The 18,347-nt window shown below is 74.1% G+C and carries 17 protein-coding genes; 11 read left to right on the top strand and 6 right to left on the bottom strand.

Annotated elements, in window-relative coordinates; translation table 11 throughout:
- Positions 1-103: 103 nt before the first annotated feature.
- The 3 genes from QRN56_RS23930 to QRN56_RS23920 form a co-directional block, all read right to left on the bottom strand.
- Positions 104-1,138, bottom strand: coding sequence for a 3-oxoacyl-[acyl-carrier-protein] synthase III C-terminal domain-containing protein (locus QRN56_RS23930; RefSeq protein WP_285107513.1), 1,035 nt, complete (start codon positions 1,136-1,138; stop codon positions 104-106).
- A 4-nt stretch (positions 1,139-1,142) separates the two neighbouring features.
- Positions 1,143-1,757, bottom strand: coding sequence for a SprT-like domain-containing protein (locus QRN56_RS23925; protein WP_285107511.1), 615 nt, complete (start codon positions 1,755-1,757; stop codon positions 1,143-1,145).
- A 124-nt stretch (positions 1,758-1,881) separates the two neighbouring features.
- Positions 1,882-4,191, bottom strand: a complete 2,310-nt coding sequence (locus QRN56_RS23920) for an LLM class flavin-dependent oxidoreductase (protein WP_285107509.1) — start codon at positions 4,189-4,191, stop codon at positions 1,882-1,884.
- A gap of 119 nt (positions 4,192-4,310) precedes the next feature.
- Between QRN56_RS23920 and QRN56_RS23915 the strand changes: the two genes are divergently transcribed.
- A complete protein-coding gene (locus tag QRN56_RS23915; RefSeq protein ID WP_285107507.1) occupies positions 4,311-4,826 on the top strand; it encodes a MarR family winged helix-turn-helix transcriptional regulator in 516 nt (171 codons plus the stop codon).
- A 49-nt stretch (positions 4,827-4,875) separates the two neighbouring features.
- Here the strand turns inward: QRN56_RS23915 and QRN56_RS23910 are convergent, their stop codons facing one another.
- Positions 4,876-5,574 carry a FadR/GntR family transcriptional regulator gene (locus tag QRN56_RS23910; RefSeq protein WP_285107506.1) on the bottom strand — a complete coding sequence of 233 codons (699 nt, stop codon included), beginning with the start codon at positions 5,572-5,574 and terminating at the stop codon, positions 4,876-4,878.
- Positions 5,575-5,645: 71 nt separating this feature from the next.
- On the opposite strand from QRN56_RS23910, the gene QRN56_RS23905 reads away from it, so the two are divergent.
- From QRN56_RS23905 to QRN56_RS23895, 3 genes are read left to right on the top strand one after another with little or no spacing between them, the layout of a single operon-like run.
- A complete protein-coding gene (locus QRN56_RS23905) occupies positions 5,646-6,431 on the top strand; it encodes a (Fe-S)-binding protein (RefSeq protein WP_285107504.1) in 786 nt (261 codons plus the stop codon).
- Complete coding sequence (locus tag QRN56_RS23900) at positions 6,428-7,945, top strand: LutB/LldF family L-lactate oxidation iron-sulfur protein (RefSeq protein ID WP_285107503.1); 1,518 nt, start codon at positions 6,428-6,430, stop codon at positions 7,943-7,945. Before QRN56_RS23905 ends, QRN56_RS23900 begins: the two co-directional genes overlap by 4 nt.
- The gene (locus QRN56_RS23895) at positions 7,942-8,601 is read left to right on the top strand and encodes a LutC/YkgG family protein (RefSeq protein ID WP_285107502.1); all 660 of its coding nucleotides are present in this window, start codon (positions 7,942-7,944) and stop codon (positions 8,599-8,601) included. Before QRN56_RS23900 ends, QRN56_RS23895 begins: the two co-directional genes overlap by 4 nt.
- A 41-nt stretch (positions 8,602-8,642) precedes the next feature.
- Here QRN56_RS23895 and QRN56_RS23890 read toward each other — a convergent pair whose 3' ends face one another.
- Positions 8,643-9,056 carry a DUF2000 domain-containing protein gene (locus QRN56_RS23890; RefSeq protein ID WP_285107501.1) on the bottom strand — a complete coding sequence of 138 codons (414 nt, stop codon included), beginning with the start codon at positions 9,054-9,056 and terminating at the stop codon, positions 8,643-8,645.
- A gap of 50 nt (positions 9,057-9,106) precedes the next feature.
- Here QRN56_RS23890 and QRN56_RS23885 point away from each other — a divergent pair, with 50 nt between their 5' ends.
- The 3 genes from QRN56_RS23885 to QRN56_RS23875 all read left to right on the top strand — a co-directional run bounded on the left by QRN56_RS23885 (position 9,107) and on the right by QRN56_RS23875 (position 12,021).
- The gene (locus QRN56_RS23885; protein WP_285107498.1) at positions 9,107-9,919 is read left to right on the top strand and encodes an AraC family transcriptional regulator; all 813 of its coding nucleotides are present in this window, start codon (positions 9,107-9,109) and stop codon (positions 9,917-9,919) included.
- 169 nt (positions 9,920-10,088) lie between these two features.
- Positions 10,089-10,745 (top strand): uridine kinase family protein, encoded by a 657-nt coding sequence (locus tag QRN56_RS23880; protein WP_285107496.1) that lies wholly within the window; start codon positions 10,089-10,091, stop codon positions 10,743-10,745.
- A 70-nt stretch (positions 10,746-10,815) separates the two neighbouring features.
- Positions 10,816-12,021, top strand: coding sequence for a glycosyltransferase (locus QRN56_RS23875; protein ID WP_285107495.1), 1,206 nt, complete (start codon positions 10,816-10,818; stop codon positions 12,019-12,021).
- Positions 12,022-12,181: 160 nt separating this feature from the next.
- Here QRN56_RS23875 and QRN56_RS23870 read toward each other — a convergent pair whose 3' ends face one another.
- A complete protein-coding gene (locus tag QRN56_RS23870) occupies positions 12,182-13,429 on the bottom strand; it encodes an amidohydrolase (protein WP_285107493.1) in 1,248 nt (415 codons plus the stop codon).
- A 147-nt stretch (positions 13,430-13,576) separates the two neighbouring features.
- On the opposite strand from QRN56_RS23870, the gene QRN56_RS23865 reads away from it, so the two are divergent.
- The 4 genes from QRN56_RS23865 to QRN56_RS23850 all read left to right on the top strand — a co-directional run bounded on the left by QRN56_RS23865 (position 13,577) and on the right by QRN56_RS23850 (position 18,343).
- On the top strand, positions 13,577-14,776 hold the full coding sequence (locus tag QRN56_RS23865; protein WP_285107491.1) for a LacI family DNA-binding transcriptional regulator: 1,200 nt from the start codon (positions 13,577-13,579) through the stop codon (positions 14,774-14,776).
- 353 nt (positions 14,777-15,129) lie between these two features.
- A complete protein-coding gene (locus tag QRN56_RS23860) occupies positions 15,130-16,260 on the top strand; it encodes a Gfo/Idh/MocA family protein (RefSeq protein WP_285107538.1) in 1,131 nt (376 codons plus the stop codon).
- Positions 16,257-17,486 carry a dihydrodipicolinate synthase family protein gene (locus QRN56_RS23855; RefSeq protein ID WP_502928830.1) on the top strand — a complete coding sequence of 410 codons (1,230 nt, stop codon included), beginning with the start codon at positions 16,257-16,259 and terminating at the stop codon, positions 17,484-17,486. Before QRN56_RS23860 ends, QRN56_RS23855 begins: the two co-directional genes overlap by 4 nt.
- A complete protein-coding gene (locus QRN56_RS23850) occupies positions 17,483-18,343 on the top strand; it encodes a sugar phosphate isomerase/epimerase family protein (protein WP_285107489.1) in 861 nt (286 codons plus the stop codon). Before QRN56_RS23855 ends, QRN56_RS23850 begins: the two co-directional genes overlap by 4 nt.
- The last annotated feature ends 4 nt before the right edge of the window (positions 18,344-18,347 follow it).

Below are 18,347 nucleotides of genomic sequence, written 5' to 3'. Positions count from 1 at the left end.
TGGATGGGATTGAAACGATACGACGCCGGGAAAGCGCTGTCCATGCCCTCCGCCGGGTCACCCGGCCGGCACCGCTCCGGCAGGCGAGCGCCCGCGACCGGGGTCACCGCTCCGGCGTGATCACCACCTGGCCCGCCCAGGCGAACCCGCCGCCGAACCCGAACAGCAGCGCGGGCGCGCCCGCGGGGATCTTGCCCGCGTGCCACCACTTGGACAGCCCCAGGGGGATCGACGCCGCCGACGTGTTGCCCGACTCGGTGATGTCCGTGACGACCACCTTGCCCTCCATGCCGAGCGCCTTGGCCAGCGGCTCGATGATCCGCAGGTTCGCCTGGTGCGCCACGAGCACCTCGACGTCGTCGAGGCTCAGCCCGGACGCCGCCACGACGTCCCGCGCCCGGTCCGCGGCGCGCGTGATGGCCCACTTGAACACCGAGCGGCCGTCCTGCTGGAACTTCACCTCCGGCGCCTCGATGCGCACCGCCGGCGTGAGCTCCGGCTCGGTGCCCCACACCACGGGCCCGACGGCGGGCGCGTCCGCCGCCTGCAGCACCGCCGCCCCGGCGCCGTCCGCCGTGAGGATGCACGTCGAGCGGTCGGTCCAGTCGGTGTACGCGGTGAGCTTCTCCGCGCCGATCACCAGCGCCGTGCGCGCGGAACCCGTACGGATCGCCTGGTCGGCCACACCGACCCCGTGCGCGAACCCGGAGCACGCCACGTTGAGGTCCAGCGCCGCCGGGCCCACCACGTTGCGCAGGTCCGGCGCCTCCTCGCCCTCCGGCGTGGAGGCGCCGGGCTGGACGCCCGTGTGCAGCGCATAGGCCACCCGGCCGGCCGTGTTCGGCGACCGGTCGTCGTTGGTGGCCGTCGCGACGATCACCAGGTCCACGGCGTCGGCGGTCAGGCCGGCGTCGGCCAGCGCGTGCTCCGCCGCGGCGGTCGCCATCTCGGCGACGGTGACGTCGTCGGCCGCCACGTGACGCGTGACGATGCCGGTGCGCGACCGGATCCACTCGTCGTTGGTCTCGACCCGCTGGGCGATGTCGTCGTTCGTCAGCGTCTGCGGTGGCTGGTGGTGCCCCAGGCCGACGATGCGGGAGCCGGCGGCGCCGGACGGGAGCGTGAGAGCGGTAGCCATGAGGTCAACGTAGCGCGCCGAGGTCGAACGGCTCCATGACGGTCCCGGCAGTGAGCTCCCGCGCCGCCCGCGCCACGCGCTCCTCGGCGCCCGGTCCGGTGGCCGGCACCTCGCCCACCTCGCGGAAGGCCCCGCGCAGCTGGGAGTCGTACCGCTCCCCCATGGCCGCGTTGCGCCCCTTGTAGGTCCACGCGATGAGGTTGGCCAGGGCGAACCGGGGACCGCACGAGCGGCAGGACATGATGCCCGGCGGCCGCCGGAACCGGGTGCTCCGGTGACCGGCCGGGCACGTGCCCACCCACGGCCCGTCGATCGACGGCGCCGACGGGTCCACGCAGCGCAGCCCCGAGCACCCGATCCGCACCGCCACCTCGCGCCACGCCGGGCCGTGCTTCGCCTTGGGACCCGCGAGCGCGTGCGCCACCTCGTGCAGGATCGTGTCCCGCACCTCCCGCTCGTCGTGGATGCGCGTGAGCGGCGCGGACAGGCTGATGCGCCGTTTGCCGTAGCTGCACATCCCGGCGCGCCGGACGGCGTCGTCGAACTCGAACGTCCAGGTCTTCAGCCCGTGCTGGTCCATCAGGTCGCGCGCGAGGCGCGAGGCGGCGACAAGGTTCATGGGTACCCCTGCGGTGGTCGTGAGCGGTGGAACGCGTCCGGCCGTCCCGGACGCGTCGAACCTACGGGTTCTCACCCACACGCACGTGAAGTTATCCACAACCCAGCGTCACAAGGCGGACATGTCAGGCATCGCTCCCCGAGGTGACCTCGGCCGGGTCGGCCGGCGGGATCGGGAAGTTCGTCCGGAAGACGTTCGAGGGATCGTAGACCGCCTTCACCTCCCGCAGCCGCGTGTACGTCGGCTCCGGGAACGCCTCCAGCAGCCGCTCGGGCCGGCTGTCGGTGTCGAACGACAGGTACGAGCCGTCCATCACGGACCCGATCTCGGTGTCCCACGCCTGGTTGAGCCGGTCCTGGTTCGAGCCCAGGGCCGAGAGCGCGAAGTTCTGGTGCCGGTGCGCGTAGGCGGTCGCGTCCGGGGCGACGTCGTTCCCCGCCCCGCCCGTGGCCCGGATCGACGTGAAGTACGACTCACCGGTGCCCAGCAGGCGCTCGATCGCCCGGCTGGTGCCCTGGTCCAGGTGCGTCAGCAGGCCGGACCGCGCCGACGGGTCGCCGCCGCCGGAGTGGTGGGCGTCCTCCTTGCGCACCACGCCCGAGTACGGCAGGAGCTGGGCCTGGTGCCCGAGCAGCGGGCCGGCGTCGGCCAGGAGCTCGAGCTGGGCGATCGCCTCGTCCGGGTCGGCGTCGGCGCCCTCGGCCGCGAACACGGTCAGGAGCTGCGCCATCGGCGTCTGCCCGCGCCGTCCGCCGCCCAGGATCATGAACGACGTGAGCCCGCGCGGCGCCGCCTCGACGGTCGCGCCCCAGCGCTCCAGCAGGCCGGCCGTGTCGGAGGCGTCCAGCGTCATCTGGGAGAAGACCACGTCGCCGACTGCGCCGGCCTCGACCTCCAGCCAGGTGACCACGCCCATGTTGCCGCCGGCCCCGCGCAGCGCCCAGAACAGGTCCGGGTGCTCGTCGCGCGAGGCGTGCAGCACGCGCCCGTCGGCCGTGACGACCTCCGCGGCAACCACGTGGTCGATGGTCAGACCCTGGAGCCGGCCCAGGAAGCCGATGCCCCCGGTCGTGCCGAGCCCGCCGACGCCCACGCCGCCGTAGTCGCCCGACGTGATGGCCCAGCCGCGCGGGGCCAGGATCTCCGCGACCTCGCCCCAGGTGGCCCCGGCGCCGATCCGCACCCGGCGCGTGGCCTCGTCGACCACCTCGACCGAGCGCATCCGGCTCAGGCTGAGCACCACGCCGCCGTCGTTCGTGGAGCGGCCGGAGATGCCGTGCCCCGCGGAGCGGACGGCGAACTCGACGTCCTGCTTCTGCACCCACGCCAGCCCGGACGCGACCTCGTCGACGCCCTGCGGCCGCAGCACCAGGCCCGGGGCACCGGACCGGAGGTAGTTGTGCCGCACCGCGCCGTACTCCCGGTCGCCGGGCTCCACGGCGTGCGCTGCGAGCTCCGGCGGGAGCGAGTCGTAGTCGATGCCGGTGCGGCGCGCGGCCAGCGCCGTCGCGCCCCGGCGGGCCGCCGCCGGCGTCGTCCCGGCGGAGCGCCGCTCCGCCGCCACGGCCTCCCGGACGGCGGGCGCCACCTCCTGCGCGAACGCGCGGATCTGGTCGGGGTCGTCGCCCATGGCGATGAACCCGCTGACGCCGTCCTCCAGCGCCATGAGGGTGAGCTCCTCGACCCACTGGTCGGCCGGGCCCTGCAGCGGGCCGGTGGACCGGTCGGCAATGGAACCACCGAGGTTCAGCAGGCGGCGGATCTCGCTCGGCGAGCGCCCGGCCTCCTCGGCCGCCTCGTCGATGGTCGCGTTGCCGCGCGCCAGGTCGCCCTCCTTGAAGTAGGGCAGCGAGGGCAGCCAGCCGTCGGCCTTGGCACCGGTGAGCCGGAGCATCCGCTTCTTGTAGGCCCCGAGCCAGACGGGGATGTCGTGCGCGGGGGCCGGGCCGCGCTTGGCGCCGTCGACGTGGTGGAACTGCCCGGGCACGCGCAGCGGCGTGCGGTTCCCGGCGTCCCAGATGCCGCGCATGATCTCGATGCCCTCCTCGAGGGCGGTGACGCCCTCGCCGGGCGTCAGACGCGTGGCGCCCATCGCGACCATGGCATCCCAGAAGCCGCCCGTGCCCACGCCCATCTCGAAGCGCCCGCCGCTGAGCAGGTCGAGGCTCGCGGCGGCGCGCGCGAGGTGGGCGGGCGGGCGCATGCCCAGGTTGAGCACGTTCCCGGAGAGGTGGATGCGCTCGGTCTGCGCGGCCACCCACGACAGGAGCGTCCAGGTGTCCAGGAACGACGGCTGGTACGGGTGGTCCTGGAACGTGACCAGGTCCAGGCCCAGCTGCTCGGAGAGCTGGGCGAGCCGGACGGGAACCTGCGGGTCCGCGTTGGCCGGGGTGATGAAGGTGCCGAAGAGCAGGTCGTGCCCGTAGTCGGTCATGCGTGCGGTGTCCCTCGTGTCGCTCTGCGCCTGCCGCGCCTCGCGGCAGATCGTCTGTCTAGCAGACGATATTACTCACAACTCTTCTGGTTCGCTGCACATTCCCCTAGGATGGGGGCATGAGCACCGCGCCCACCGAGACCCGCACGGGCCAGCACTCCCTGTTCGGCTGGTCGCTCGCCGCGCTCCTGCGCGAGTGGAGCGCCCGGGTCGACGCCGCCGCCGACGACCTGCCCCAGGGCACGCGCGGCTACCAGCTGCTCACGGCCGTGGTGCACGGCGATCTGCCGAGCCAGGCCGCGCTCGCCGCCTCGCTCGGGATCGACCGCACGGTCATGACCTACCTGCTCGACGCCTTCGAGGGTTGCGGACTGGTCGAGCGGCAGCAGGACCCGGCCGACCGTCGGGCGCGCCGCATCGTCGCGACGGACCACGGGCTGGAGGTGCTCGCCGCGATGGACGCGCGCGTGGCCGCGGCGGAGGAGGAGCTGCTCTCCGGGCTCGAGCCGGCGCAGCGCGCGGTGCTCCGCGAGCTGCTGGAGCAGGCCGCCACGGGCACCGGCCCGGACCACGACCCGTGCCGCACGGTGGTCCAGGCGACCCGGCCGGGCGCGGCTGCGCCGGACGCCCGGTGACGTGTCAGGCGCTCAGGTCACCAGGGTGACCTGAGCGCCTGACACGACGTCACGCCTGGCCCAGGCCCGTCTCGCGGTAGAAGCCCTCGATGTGCTCGCGCATGAGGCGTTCCGCCTCGGCGGCGTCGTGCCGCACGACGGCGTCGACGATGCCCTCGTGCTCCGCGCACAGGCGCGCCGCGGTGCGCGGCCAGTCCGCGACCGCCTCGGCGCCGGCCGCCACGTAGGAGGCGACGGCGGCCCGCATGCCGCTCAGGATCGCCTCGACGAGCTGGTTGCCGCCCAGCCGGGCGATCCCGAGGTGCAGGTCCTGGTCGCGCTCCAGGAACTCGGCCACGCCGAGCCCGGGTTCGGCCATCGCGGCGAGGTGCCCGCGCAGGGGCTCCAGGGCGTCGTCGTCCCACCGCCCCTCGGCGGCGTCGCGCACCGCTCCGGTCTCCAGCAGCACGCGCGTGCGGACGACGTCGGACACGGGCAGGGTGCCGGAGGCGACGTGCAGCCGCACCGCCGCACCCAGGCCGGCCGCGGGCCGGTCGATCACCGTGGCACCCGCGGTGGGACCGGAGCCGACGGCGGTGCGCACGATGCCCATCGCCTCCAGGATCCGGATGGCCTCGCGTACGGACGGGCGGGACACACCCAGCTCCTCCGCGAGCGCCCGCTCCGCCGGGAGCCGCTCGCCGATGGACCACTTGCCCGCGGTGAGACCCGCCTCGATCTGGGCCAGGACGCGCTCGTGGGTTCGCACGGTCGCCATGCTACTTCAGTGGTCTGTCCACAGTGGGCTAAGGTGAGGACAGACCTCGAAGGAGAGTGCCCATGCGTATCGCCCTGGCCGCCACCTGTATCGCCGACGCGATGTTCCCGCAGGCCCCGAAGGCCGTCGTCACGCTCCTGGAGCGGCTGGGCCACGAGGTCGTGTTCCCGGCCGCGCAGGCGTGCTGCGGCCAGATGCACGTGAACACCGGCTACCTCGCCGAGGCCGTGCCGGTGGTGCGGAACCACGTGCGGACCTTCGCCCCGGTGGCGGACGGCGAGTGGGACGCCGTCGTGGTGCCCTCCGGCTCGTGCACCGGCTCGATCCGGCACCAGCAGAAGATGGTCCTGGAACGCGCGGGGCTGAGCTCCGAGGCGCGCACCGCGACGGCGGTCTCCGCGCGCACCTACGAGCTCTCGGAGCTGCTGGTCGACGTGCTCGGCGTGACCGACGTCGGCGCCTGGTTCCCGCACCGCGTCACCTACCACCCCACGTGCCACTCGCTGCGGATGCTCGGCGTCGGTGACAAGCCCGAACGGCTGCTGCGGGCGGTCGAGGGTCTGGAGCTCCTGCCGCTGGAGCAGGCCGAGGGCTGCTGCGGGTTCGGCGGCACGTTCTCGTTGAAGAACGCCGACACGTCGGCGGCGATGCTCGACGACAAGGTGGCGGACGTGGTCGGCACGGGCGCCGAGGTGCTCACCGCCGGCGACTGGTCGTGCCTGATGCACATCGGCGGCGGGCTCTCGCGTGGCGGCACGGGCGTGCGGCCCATGCACCTCGCCGAGATCCTCGCCTCGACCCGCGAGGCACCGGTGCACCCCGGCGACCGCCAGGAGGTGGCCCGATGAGCACCTTCCTCGGCATGCCCGCCACGCGCGCCGGCCGCGGTCCCAGCCCGGACGCCGCGCCCGGCACGCTCGGGGGCGTGGGCCGCCCGGAGGACCCGTTGCACTGGGGGGCGACGTTCCCGCACGCCGCGAAGGCCGCGCTGGCGAACGAGCAGCTGCGCCGCAACCTGGGCAACGCCACCTCCACCATCCGGTCCAAGCGGGCGCGCGTGGTCGGGGAGGTGCCGGACTGGGAGGCCCTGCGCGACGCCGGCTCGGCGATCAAGACCGACGTCATGGCGCGCCTGCCCGAGCTCCTGGAGGCCTTGGAGCGCAACGTGACCGCGCGCGGCGGCGTCGTGCACTGGGCGCGGGACGCCGCCGAGGCCAACCGGATCGTCGCCGGGATCGTCCGGGAGAAGCAGGCCGACGAGGTGGTCAAGGTCAAGTCCATGGCCACCCAGGAGATCGGGCTGAACGAGGCGCTGGCCGAGGAGGGCATCGCGGCGGTCGAGACCGACCTGGCGGAGCTGATCGTGCAGCTCGCCGACGACATGCCGTCACACATCCTGGTGCCCGCGATCCACCGCAACCGCACCGAGATCCGCGACATCTTCCTGGAGCGCATGGCCGACGCCCCGCCGGACCTGACGGACGTGCCGCACGAGCTCGCGATGGCGGCCCGGGCGCACCTGCGGCGCAAGTTCCTCTCAGCGAAGGTCGCGATCAGCGGCGCCAACTTCGCCGTCGCGGACAGCGGCACGCTCGCCGTGGTGGAGTCCGAGGGCAACGGGCGCATGTGCCTCACGCTGCCCGAGACGCTGATCACCGTCATGGGCATCGAGAAGCTGGTGCCGACCTATCGCGACCTGGAGGTGTTCCTCCAGCTCCTGCCGCGCTCCTCGACGGGCGAGCGGATGAACCCGTACACCTCCCTGTGGACGGGCGTGACGCCGGGCGACGGCCCCCAGGAGTTCCACCTGGTGCTGCTCGACAACGGCCGCACCAAGGTGCTCGCCGACGAGGCCGGGCGCTCGGCCCTGCACTGCATCCGCTGCTCGGCGTGCCTCAACGTCTGCCCCGTGTACGAGCGGGTGGGCGGGCACGCCTACGGCTCGGTCTACCCCGGCCCGATCGGCGCGATCCTCACCCCGCAGCTCACGGGCGAGAAGTCGGACCTGCCGTACGCCTCCACGCTGTGCGGCGCGTGCTACCAGGTCTGCCCGGTCAAGATCGACATCCCGTCGATCCTGGTGGAGCTCCGGGCACGCGAGGTCGAGCTCGCCGGCTCCTCGCCGGACGCCGCGGACCGCGTCTGGAAGGCGGCCATGAAGGCGGCGTCGTACGCGATGGCCGACGGCGCGCGCTTCCGCCGGGCCGCCCGGCTGCCACGGGCACTGCGGGCCATCTCCCGGCACGGCGTGATCCGGCGGCTGCCGTTCCCCGGCTCGCTCTGGACCCGGTCGCGGGACCTGATGGAGCCGCCGCGGCAGACGTTCCGCGACTGGTGGGCCGAGCGAGAGGACGACCGATGAGCGACGCCAGGACCGAGATCCTGTCCCGCATCCGCACGGCGCTGGGCAGCTCCACGCCGGAGCCCGGGACTGTCTCGACGGCGGTCCCGCGGGAGTACCGGTCCCTGGGTGACCACGCCCCCGGGGCGGCGGAGGTGCTGGACCTGCTGGTCGACCGGCTGGAGGACTACAAGGCCCGCGTGCACCGGGTCACGGCGGCGGACCTGCCGGCCCTGCTCGCGAGGCTGCTGGCCGAGGTGCCCGCGAGCTCCGTCGTCGTGCCGGCCGGGGTCGAGGGCGCGTGGCTCGGGGCGTTGGCCGACGTCGAGGTGCGGACCGACTCGCGGGAGGCGCCGCTCTCCGCGACCGAGCTCGACGGGATCGACGCCGTGGTGACGGCCGCACGCGTAGCCGTGGCCGAGACCGGCACCATCGTGCTGGACGGCGAGCCCGACCAGGGCCGGCGCGCGGTCTCCCTGGTCCCCGACGTGCACGTGTGCGTGGTGCGGACCGACCAGGTGGTGCAGACCGTGCCGGAGGCCGTGCGGCTGCTCGACGCCGATCCCGGCCGGCCCCAGACCTGGATCAGCGGGCCGAGCGCGACGAGCGACATCGAGCTCGACCGGGTCGAGGGCGTGCACGGGCCCCGCACGCTGCACGTGGCGCTCGTGTCCTGACGGCGTCGGGCGGCACCGGGCGGCGTGCGGGCCTTGGCCGCTCAGGGGTGCAGCCGCGCGCCCTTGACCACCTTGTCCACGACGCGCCGCTCGCCGGCCACCGCGATCCCGACCAGGTCGAGCTTCTCGGTGGCGACACCCGCGACGGCGACGCGGTTGTCGACGTCGTTCCCCGTGGCGAACAGGTCGGCCGTGTAGACGCCGATGCGCAGCCCCCGGGTCGCGGCGCGCTCCCGGAAGGTGGCCAGCCGGGCGCCGTCGGCCACCATGACCATGACCGGGGTGCCGAGCATCGCGAGGTACTCCTGGCCGTCGGCGTCCCGGTAGGTCTCGCCGACCAGCTCCGGGTAGGCGGCGGTCACCGCGCTCGACAGGAAGGCGGTGACGTTGTTCTCCTGCCAGGCGAGCAGGTCGTCCCGCAGGACGATCACGATCTTGGGCTGTTCGAAGGTCATGGCCCTCAGCGTGCGGGCGGGCCGGGGCCCCGATCTTGTACGTTCTTGATGTGCCCCCGCTCGATCGCTCCGCCCGTCCGGCCCCGGACGTGGTGCGCGCCTGGCGGCCCGAGGTCCCGGGCGTCGCCGAGGTGCTGCACGCCGCCTGGCACGAGCACGCCTACCCGGCGCACACCCACGACACCTGGACCGTGCTGATCGTCGAGAGCGGCCTCATCGGCTACGAGCTGGACGGTCACGAGCACGCCGCGCGGCGCACGGGGGTGACCGTGCTGCCGCCCGGCGTGGTGCACGACGGGCGGTCCGTGACCGCGGCGGGCTTCAGCAAGCGCGTGGTCTACCTGGAGCCGACGGTGCTCGACGGCGCCTTGGTCGGCCGGGCGGTCGACGCCCCGCTGGTCCCGGACGACAGGCTCCGCACACGGTTCGCCGGCCTCGACAGGGCGCTGACCGTCCGCGAGGACGTCGCGGCCGAGAGCCTGCTCGCGCTGGTCACCGAGGGTCTGGCCTGGCACCTCTCCGGCCGTCCGCCGCCGCCGCGCGAGCCGCCCGCCGCCTCCACCGCCCGGCGCGCCCGCGACCTGCTCGACGCCGACCCCACCCGGCCCGTCCGGCTCGCCGAGGTGGCCGCCGCGCTGGACGTCACCGTGCCGCACCTGGTGCGCGCGTTCACCCGGGAGCTGGGCCTGCCGCCCCACCGGTACCTGGTAGGACGCCGTCTGGACCTGGCCCGACGGCGACTGCTGGCCGGCGAACCGGCGGCGTCCGTCGCGGCCGCGACGGGGTTCCACGACCAGGCACACCTGACCCGCCACTTCCGCCGTCTGCTGCGCACGACGCCGGGCCGCTACCAGCGGGGCTGACCGGGCCGGGCCCAGCAGGGGCGGCCCTCCTCCTCTTCGAGGCCCGACTTTCTTCGCTTTCGACCGCCTCAAAGCGAAGAAAGTCGGGCCTCGAAAGGGAGGAGCGTCACGCCTGGCACGCCCCGCGCGCCGCAGCGGCAGGGCACCCGATACGGGAGAATGGCCTCTCGTGACCGACCCCGTGCCCGAGCCCACCCTCTTCGAACTGCCCCCGGGTGCCCGGCGCCCCCGCGCGCGGGTGGTGCTGCTGACCGGTCCGTCCGGTTCGGGCAAGACCTCGCTCACCCAGCGGCTCGGCCTGCCGGTGGTCCAGCTCGACGACTTCTACCTCGACATCGACCACCCCGGCCTGCCGCAGCGGTACGGCAGCGTGGACTGGGACAGCCCGGCGAGCTGGGACGGCAAGGGCGCCCTGGCCGCGCTGCAGGAGCTGGCCACGGAGGGCCGCGCCGAGGTCCCGGTCTACGACATCCCGACGTCGCGCCGCACGGGCATGCGCCGCCTCGACATCGGCGACTCGCCGCTGATCCTCGCCGAGGGGATCTTCGCGGCGCAGCTCGTCGAGGAGTGCCGCGCGGAGGGGCTGCTCGCGGACGCGATCTGCCTGTCGCGGCCGCGCCTGGTCACCTTCTGGTTCCGGTTCCTGCGCGACGTCGCGGAGGCGCGCAAGCCGCTCGGCACCCTGGTGCGCCGCGGCACCTCGCTGTTCCGGGCGGAGCCGGCCATGATCGAGCGGTGGGTGGCGCTGGGCTGCCGCGAAACATCACCCGCTCAGGCCGAGAAGGACATCCGAAACCTCCTTGTGCAGAAGTCCTCGGATACGTAATCCTCGTGTAACCGAATTGCCATGTAATGCACATCCGTGAGGCTCACCCTGGGCGCAGGAGGTGGTGTCTGTGATCCAGCGCAACGGCTTGCGTGTGCTCTCGCTCTACGAGGGCTTCTTCAGCGGCGGGGCTCGTGTCCTGCACTCGACGGTGGTCGCCGGTCTGCATCAGGGCGGTCGTCAGCAGCATTCCGTGCTGAGCCTGCACCACGAGGTCCGGCGCGAGGCCACCCTCCAGCGGATGGAGGACGACCCCCGCTACCGCGCGCTGCGCGCCGCGGGCGTCCGGATCGGCTCCCTGGGCCGGAGCACCGACGCGAACCACGACCCGCGGGTGTTCAGCGAGGCCGAGCTCCGGGCCGCGGCCCACCAGGCCGAGGGCTCGCACGTCATCCTGTCGCTCAAGGAGCAGCCGCTCCGGCTCGTGAACCAGGACGCGTTCCCGCAGCGCCCCGTCATCGCCTGCCTGCACCGGTCCGACCCGGAGCACCAGGGAGATGCCCTCGGCGACCTGCTGACCGCGGCGGAGCGCGGCCGGCTGGCCGCCGTCGTCTGCTGCGCGGAGTCCACGCGCGACGCGTACCGGGAGGCGGGCGTGCCCGCCGAGCTGCTGCGCGTGGTGCCCAACGGCATCAACCTCGCCCGGTTCCGCCCGGTCCAGGGCGCGCGCCGGCTCGCCCTGCGGGGCGCGGCCGGGATCCCGGCCGACGCGACCGTGGTGGTCTACGCCGCGCGGTACGACGAGATGAAGAACCCCGAGCTGTTCCTCCGGTCGGCCCGGCTGTTCCTCGCGATGGAGCCCCACGGGCGGGTGCTGATGTGCGGCGCCGGCATGAGCTCGGCCAACCCCGACCTGGCGGCCGACCTGGAGCGGATCTTCGGCGACCGCCCGGACCTGCTCGAGCGCCTGGACCTGCTGGGCGTGCGGCACGACATGGAGCTGGTCTACGCGACGGCCGACGTCGTGGCGCTCACGTCGACGTTCGGCGAGGCCGCGCCGCTGTGCCTCATCGAGGGCTCGATGTGCGGCGCCGTGCCGGTCACGACGCCGGTGGGCGACGCGCCGTCGATCGTCGAGCGGATCGGGTTCGTGACGTCGTTCGACCCCGACGAGATCGCCTCGACCTGGATCGAGGCGGCCGCCCGCCGGGAGGAGCTGGAGTCGGCGCGCACAGCCGTGCGGCCTCGGTTCAGCCACGTCCGGATGATCGCCGGGTACTCGAGCATCATCGAGCGCACCCACCGCGACGCGGGCTTACGCATGGCGCGGGTCTAGCCGGGTCCGGGCGCCGCCCAGGTCCGGGCGCCGCCCAGGTCCGGGCGCCGCCCAGGTCCGGGCGTCGCCCAGGTCCGGGCGCCGCCCGGGTGATCGGCAGAACGTCAGGTGATCGGTACCCCGGGGTGCCGATCACCTGACGTCCCGCCGACCACACGCACTACGCCGCGGCCGGCAGCCAGGTGCGGGCGGCCGTGACCAGGGCCGTCACGCCGGTCTCCAGGGTCGGGTGCGGCACCGGCGCATAGTGCGGCGAGTGGTTGGACGGCACGGTCAGGAGCGCCGGGTCGCTCATGTCGCCGGTCGTGAACAGGCCCGGGTCGGTGCCGCCGAGCAGCCAGTACGAGAGGGGCGCGCCCGCGCTCGTCGCCAGGATGCCCACGTCCTCGCTCCCCGCCCCCGCGCCGGGATCGAGCAGGTTCTCGGGGCCGAGCCACGAGGCGAAGGCGGCGAACGTCCGGGCGAGCGCGGCGTCGTCGTTGACGACCACGGGGAACCGCTCGATCGGGGTGATCGCGGGCTCCTCGGTCGCACCGGCGGTGATCGCCTCACCCCGAACGATGCGCTCGACGGCGTCGAGGATCCGCTGCCGCACCGCCTCGTCGTAGCTACGGATGTTGAGCTGCAGCTCGGCCTCGCCGGGGATGACGTTGGCGGCGTCGCCGGCGTGGATCGAGCCCACGGTGAGCACGGCGGTGGCCGTGCTCGGGATCTCGCGGGACACGACCGTCTGCAGGCGCAGCACGGTCTCCGCCGCCATCACGATCGGGTCGACCGACGCCTGGGGCATCGAGCCGTGCGCGCCGCGCCCGGCGAGCCGGACCCCGAGCGAGTCGGAGCCCGCGTACGACGCGCCGGGATGCCCCGCGATCTTGCCCGCGGGCAGCGGCGCCACGTGCTGGCCGAGCACGACGTCGGGGGTCGGGAAGCGGTCGTAGAGGCCGTCGTCGACCAGCGCCTGGGCGCCCTGGCCCAGCTCCTCCGCGGGCTGGAACACCACGAGCAGGGTGCCGGCCCAGCTCTCGCGGGCGTGCGCCAGCACGTCGGCGGCGCCCAGGAGGCACGTGGTGTGCAGGTCGTGCCCGCAGGCGTGGTCCACCGGGACCGTCTTCCCGGCCTCGTCCGTCGCGGTCGCGGTGCTGGCGTAGACCAGGCCGGTCTCCTCCTGGACCGGCAGGGCGTCCATGTCGGCGCGGAGCAGCGCCGTCGGGCCGGACCCGTTCCGCAGGACGCCGACCACGCCGGTCTTGCCGACGCCCGTCGTCACCTCGAACCCGGAGGCGGTGAGCCGGTCCGCGACGATCCGCGCGGTGCGATGCTCCTGGAAGCCGAGCTCGGGATGTCGGTGCAGGTCCTGGTACAGGTCCGTGAGCGTCGGGTCGAACGGGACGTCCTGATGTGGGGTCATGGCAGCCCTCCGTCGTCCGTCCCCACGCTAGGCGCGGCCCGGGTGTCGCGCACGACGGCGGTTCGTCCTACCGATCAACGGACTCTCGCCGCGCCCACTCCGTCCGCTCGGCGACCACGAGAGCGCCGGACACGGCAGGATGACCTCATGTCCGACGCCCCCGTCACCCTGAGCCAGGTCGCCCGCGAGGCCGGCGTCTCGCTCGCCACGGCGTCGCGCGCGATCAACGGCAGCGCCACGCGCAGCGTCCGCGAGGACCTGCGCGAGCGCGTCCTGGAGGCCGCGCGCCGCCTCGCCTACTCGCCCGACCCCAGCGCACAGGCCATGGCCCGCGGCCGCACCACGGCGCTCGGGCTCGTGGTGCACGACATCGCCGACCCGTACTTCTCCACGATCGCCGCCGGTGTGGCGCGCGCGGCGGAACAGGCCGGACTGATCGTCACGCTCGCGTCCACGGAGCACAGCTCCGAGCGCGAGCTCGCCTTCGTCGAGCTCGCGCGGCGCCAGCGGTCGCGCGCGATCATCCTGGCGGGCGGCCGGCTGGAGCCGGCGGAGGGTCCGACGGCGGAGGGCGGCGCGGTGGCGGACGGCGGCGCGACGGTGGACGGTAGCGCGACGGTGCCGGGCGGCAGCGGCGTACCGGCGTCCGACGGCCGTGTGCCGGAGCCGAGCAGCGATGCGCCGGCGTCCGGCGGTGCCGGACCCGCCCCGGGCGCGCTGGAGGCCGCGCTGAACGCGTTCCAGGAGGCGGGCGGCGGTGTCGCGCTGATCGGCCAGCCGATCGGCGGGCTGCCCGTGGTCGAGATCGCGAACGCGGACGGCGCGGCCGACCTCGCCCGCGCCCTGCACGACCACGGCTACCGCCGGTTCGCCGTGCTCGCGGGCCCCGCGGGTCACCGCACGGCGGCGGACCGGACGAGCGGCTTCACCGGCGCGCTGGCCGAGCTGGGCAGCCCCGTCGCGCCCGACGACGTCCTGGCCTGCCCGTTCACGCGCGACGGCGGGTACTCCGCGATGCGCGGCCTGATCGAGCGCGCCGGCGGGCTGCCCGAGCTCGTCTTCGCCGTCAACGACGTCATGGCGGTCGGCGCGATGGCCGCCGTCCGCGATGCGGGCCTGAGTGTCCCAGAGGACGTCGCCGTGGCCGGGTTCGACGACATCCACACCCTGCGCGACGTCTCCCCGGGGCTGACGACGGTGCGGATCCCGCTCGCGGAGGTCGGCGAGCTGGCGACCGACCTGGCGCTCGGCAGGTCGGAGGGAACGCGCACCGCGGTCCGCGGCGAGGTGGTCCTGCGCGACTCGACGCCGCGCAGGCCCGCTGGAGCACCGACGCCGGACGCCTGAGCTCGGCAGTTCACCCACACCAGGGCAAGAGGTCGGCAGTTGGCATCGAGATCGGCACAGGCCTGTGCCGATCTCGATGCCAACTGCCGAGTCCGCACGGCAAACTGCCGACCCGGCAGGCGGACTGCCGAGTCCGCACGGCAAACTGCCGACGCCGGCGGCCGCCGCGTGCCCCCCACGCACCACACCGCCACCCCGCCGCGCTCCCCCGCCGCGTTCCCCCGCCGCACGCTCCCGCACCACCGCTCACCACGGACGGCCCATGTACTCCCCCGGAAACGTGCGCTATTCTCGCCTGGAAAGCGCATTCCCACGACGATGGAGTCTCGCCCGTGACCACACTTCGCATCGCCATGAACGGCGTCACCGGCCGCATGGGCTACCGCCAGCACCTCGTGCGCTCGATCCTGCCGATCCGCGACCAGGGCGGCGTCACGCTCCCCGACGGTTCGCGCGTCCAGGTCGAGCCCGTGCTGGTGGGCCGCAACGCGGACAAGCTCAAGGAGCTCGCGGCCCTGCACGACGTCGAGCACTGGTCCACCGACGTCGACGCCGCCATCGCGGACGCCGACATCGTGTTCGACGCCGCCATGACCAACCTGCGCCCCGCGACGCTGTCCAAGGCGATGAAGCAGGGCAAGCACGTCTTCACCGAGAAGCCGACGGCGGAGACGCTCGCCGAGGCCATCGAGCTCGCCCGGCTGCAGGCCACCACGGGCGTGACCGTCGGCGTGGTGCACGACAAGCTGTACCTGCCGGGCCTGGTGAAGCTGCGCCGCCTGGTGGACGAGGGCTTCTTCGGCCGCATCCTGTCGCTGCGCGGCGAGTTCGGCTACTGGGTGTTCGAGGGCGACTCGCAGCCCGCCCAGCGCCCGTCGTGGAACTACCGCACCGAGGACGGCGGCGGCATCACCACCGACATGTTCTGCCACTGGAACTACGTGCTGGAGGGCATCCTCGGGCAGGTCAGGACGGTGACCGCGAAGACCGCCACGCACATCCCGACCCGCTGGGACGAGCAGGGCCGCGAGTACGCCGCGACCGCCGACGACGCCGCGTACGGCATCTTCGACGTCACCACGCCGGGCGGCGACGACGTCGTGGCGCAGATCAACTCGTCCTGGGCCGTGCGGGTGTTCCGCGACGAGCTGGTCGAGTTCCAGGTGGACGGCACGCACGGCTCCGCCGTCGCAGGTCTGCGCGAGTGCCGCGCCCAGCACCGCGCGCACACCCCGAAGCCCGTGTGGAACCCGGACCTGCCGGTCACCGAGCCGTTCCGCGACCAGTGGCTCGACGTCCCCGCCAACGCCGACCTCGACAACGGCTTCAAGCTGCAGTGGGAGGAGTTCCTGCGCGACGTCGTGGCCGGGCGCCCGCACCGCTACGACCTGCTGTCGGCGGCGCGCGGCGTGCAGCTCGCGGAGCTGGGCCTGAGGTCGTCGGCGGAGGGCCGCCGCATCGACATCCCGGAGATCACCCTGTGAGCGGGGCCGCCGTCGTCCTCCCCCTGTTCGACGCCGAGGGCCGGGTGACCGGTTCCGACGCCGTCGAGCTGAACGCCCCCGGCCCGTGGACGACGCCGTCGGGCCCGATCACGTCCCGCATCGCCTTCGCGGCCGCCCACGTGGTGCCGCGGGTCGGGGCGGAGAACGTGCCGGGCGCACCCGCCGTCGTCGACTGGGACGCGACGCTCGCCTACCGGCACCGCATCTGGGAGCACGGGCTCGGGGTAGCCGACGCCATGGACACCGCCCAGCGCGGCATGGGCCTCGACTGGGCGGCGACCCAGGAGCTCATCCGCCGCTCGGCGGCGGAGGCCGCCTCCGTGGGCGCGCGCGTCGCGTGCGGCGCGGGCACGGACCAGCTCGACCCCGCCGTCGTCGCGGCGCTCGAACCGGGTGAGGCTGGCCTCGCCGTCGTCACCGAGGCCTACCGCGAGCAGGTGGGCGTGGTGCAGGACGCCGGGGCGCAGGTGATCGTCATGGCCTCCCGCGCGCTGGCCCAGGTCGCCCGCGGACCCGAGGACTACGCCCGCGTCTACGACGCCGTGCTCGCCGAGGCCGACCGGCCCGTGGTGCTGCACTGGCTGGGCACCATGTTCGACCCGGCGCTGGCGGGCTACTGGGGCTCCGACTCGGTGGACGACGCCACGAAGACGTTCCTCGACCTGATCCGCGCGCACCAGCCCCGGATCGACGGCGTCAAGGTCTCGCTGCTCGACGCCGCCCACGAGGTCGGTCTGCGCCGTGCGCTGGCTGCCCTCCCGGCGTCGGACGACGGCGTGCGGCCCCGCCTGTACACCGGCGACGACTTCAACTACCCCGAGCTCATCGCGGGCGACGAGCAGGGGCACTCGGACGCGCTGCTCGGCATCTTCGCGGCGATCTACCCGGCCGCCTCCACGGCGCTCCAGGCGTTCGACGCCGGGGACGCCGACCGCGGGCACAAGATCCTGGCCTCGACCGAGGCGCTGGGGCGGCACATCTTCGCCGCGCCCACGTACTACTACAAGACCGGGATCGCGTTCCTGTCCTGGCTCAACGGCTTCCAGCCCGGGTTCTCCCTGGTGGGCGGCCTGCACTCCGGCCGGTCGCTGCGGCACCTGGTCGAGCTGGCCCGCCTGGCCGACGGCTGCGGCATGCTGCTCGACCCGCCCATGGCCGCCGCACGCCTGCGCGCCTTCCTGACCACGAACGGGGTGACCGCATGAGCAGGGCCTCCCTGAACACCGCCACCGTCAAGCACGCCTCGCTGGCCGAGGCGTGCGAGGCGGCGGCGGACGCCGGCTTCGGCGCCGTCGGCCCGTGGCGCGACGTGGTCCAGGCCGTCGGCGCGCCGCAGGCGGCGCGCATCATCGCCGACGCCGGTCTCCGCGCGTCGTCCCTGTGCCGCGGCGGTTTCCTCACCGCGGCGGACGACGCCGGCATCCGCGCCGCGCTCGACGACAACAGGCGGGCGATCGAGGAGGCCGCGACGATCGGCACCGCGGAGCTGGTCTTCGTGGTCGGCGGGCTGGTGGGCTCGACGCCGGGCGGTGCCCCGACGTCGGACGTGGACCGCGACCTGGTGGCCACGCGCGGCCGGGTGGCCGACCGGATCGCCGACCTGGTGCCGTTCGCCGCCGAGCACGGCGTGCGGATCGTGCTGGAGCCGCTGCACCCGATCTTCGCCGCCGACCGGGCCGTGATCTCCACGCTCGCGCAGGCCCTGGACCTGGCGGCGCCGTTCGCGGCGTCCGAGGTGGGCGTGGTCGTGGACACCTATCACGTGTGGTGGGACCCGGCACTGCGCACGTCGATCGCGCGGGCCGGGCGGGAGGACCGCATCGCGTCGTACCAGGTGTGCGACTGGGCCCTGCCGCTCGCGGCCGAGCCGCTGAACTCGCGCGGGCACGTGGGCGACGGGTACGTCGACTTCGCGACGATCACCGGTTGGGTGCGCGACGCGGGGTACGTGGGCGACGTCGAGACCGAGATCTTCAACGAGCAGATCTGGGCCGAGCCCACGGCGAAGACGGCGGAGACGGTCCTGGCCCGCTACGAGCAGCACGTGGCCCCGCACCTCTGACCCG

It is taken from the genome of Promicromonospora sp. MEB111 (assembly GCF_030209445.1).
Taxonomy (GTDB): Bacteria; Actinomycetota; Actinomycetes; order Actinomycetales; family Cellulomonadaceae; genus Promicromonospora.
This window is presented reverse-complemented; position numbering and strand designations above follow the sequence as displayed.

Bases quoted from the DNA above. Each gene is read 5' to 3' on its own strand.
- QRN56_RS23860 (WP_285107538.1), top strand. From the start codon at position 15,130: ATGAACGGCGTCACCGGCCGCATGGGCTACCGCCAGCACCTCGTGCGC.
- QRN56_RS23915 (WP_285107507.1), top strand. From the start codon at position 4,311: ATGAGCACCGCGCCCACCGAGACCCGCACGGGCCAGCACTCCCTGTTC.
- QRN56_RS23930 (WP_285107513.1), bottom strand. From the start codon at position 1,138: ATGGCTACCGCTCTCACGCTCCCGTCCGGCGCCGCCGGCTCCCGCATC.
- QRN56_RS23870 (WP_285107493.1), bottom strand. From the start codon at position 13,429: ATGACCCCACATCAGGACGTCCCGTTCGACCCGACGCTCACGGACCTG.
- QRN56_RS23850 (WP_285107489.1), top strand. From the start codon at position 17,483: ATGAGCAGGGCCTCCCTGAACACCGCCACCGTCAAGCACGCCTCGCTG.
- QRN56_RS23925 (WP_285107511.1), bottom strand. From the start codon at position 1,757: ATGAACCTTGTCGCCGCCTCGCGCCTCGCGCGCGACCTGATGGACCAG.
- QRN56_RS23890 (WP_285107501.1), bottom strand. From the start codon at position 9,056: ATGACCTTCGAACAGCCCAAGATCGTGATCGTCCTGCGGGACGACCTG.
- QRN56_RS23895 (WP_285107502.1), top strand. From the start codon at position 7,942: ATGAGCGACGCCAGGACCGAGATCCTGTCCCGCATCCGCACGGCGCTG.
- QRN56_RS23905 (WP_285107504.1), top strand. From the start codon at position 5,646: ATGCGTATCGCCCTGGCCGCCACCTGTATCGCCGACGCGATGTTCCCG.
- QRN56_RS23920 (WP_285107509.1), bottom strand. From the start codon at position 4,191: ATGACCGACTACGGGCACGACCTGCTCTTCGGCACCTTCATCACCCCG.
- QRN56_RS23865 (WP_285107491.1), top strand. From the start codon at position 13,577: ATGTCCGACGCCCCCGTCACCCTGAGCCAGGTCGCCCGCGAGGCCGGC.
- QRN56_RS23900 (WP_285107503.1), top strand. From the start codon at position 6,428: ATGAGCACCTTCCTCGGCATGCCCGCCACGCGCGCCGGCCGCGGTCCC.